This window comes from Klebsiella sp. 141240 (genome assembly GCF_050600805.1).
In the GTDB taxonomy this organism is placed as follows: domain Bacteria; phylum Pseudomonadota; class Gammaproteobacteria; order Enterobacterales; family Enterobacteriaceae; genus Klebsiella; species Klebsiella aerogenes.
Genome location: NZ_JAQIRK010000061.1, coordinates 1 through 625, shown reverse-complemented (window position 1 = coordinate 625; position 625 = coordinate 1). Strand labels below are relative to the sequence as shown.

Sequence of the window (625 nt, the reverse complement as noted above, 5' to 3'; positions counted from 1 at the left end):
TGGCAAACAACCATATCGGTGCGCTCTTGGTCGAGCCGCACCGGTAGCTCTCGTTCGACACGAGCCAAAAGATCGAGCTGCGGCGTACTCTTGTCCTCGTCCGGTAAGAAGTCGGGATTGACGGCATTGCGGGACACCACATCAACGGCGCGTCCGAACATTCGCGACAGCCTGCGCTCAAACGGACATTGATCAACCGATAGGCTGTGAACAGCGCCAAGTTGCTGCCCCATTGACGGCCACGCTTTGAGCAAATCCGCTCCAGACAGATCAGCCGCCGGTACTCCCGGAATTGCCGTTATCACCAAGCATGCACCCTCCTGTTCCTCCTGCCAGTTGATGACCTCGGGGCAAGCCACACCTCGACCTTTGAGCCAAATGAGGCGGTCACGCTCTCCAGCGAGCTCACCGCGGCGGGAAGCAGGTGCGATTTTCGCGAAGGCATGCCCGTCACCACGTCGAAAAACAAAATCACCAGATTCTCCGCCTCTGACAGGCAACCAGTCAGAATGCGATTTACCAAAAAAAATAGGCACTGTTGCAAAGTTAGCGATGAGGCAGCCTTTTGTCTTATTCAAAGGCCTTACATTTCAAAAACTCTGCTTACCAGGCGCATTTCGCCCAG

The 625-nt window shown here is 55.4% G+C and carries 1 protein-coding gene; it reads right to left on the bottom strand.

The genetic code is table 11. From position 1 onward, the window contains the following. On the bottom strand, positions 1-536 hold a 536-nt coding region (locus PGQ95_RS26315), incomplete at its 3' end, for a phosphotransferase (RefSeq protein ID WP_430919885.1). Positions 537-625: the final 89 nt, after the last annotated feature.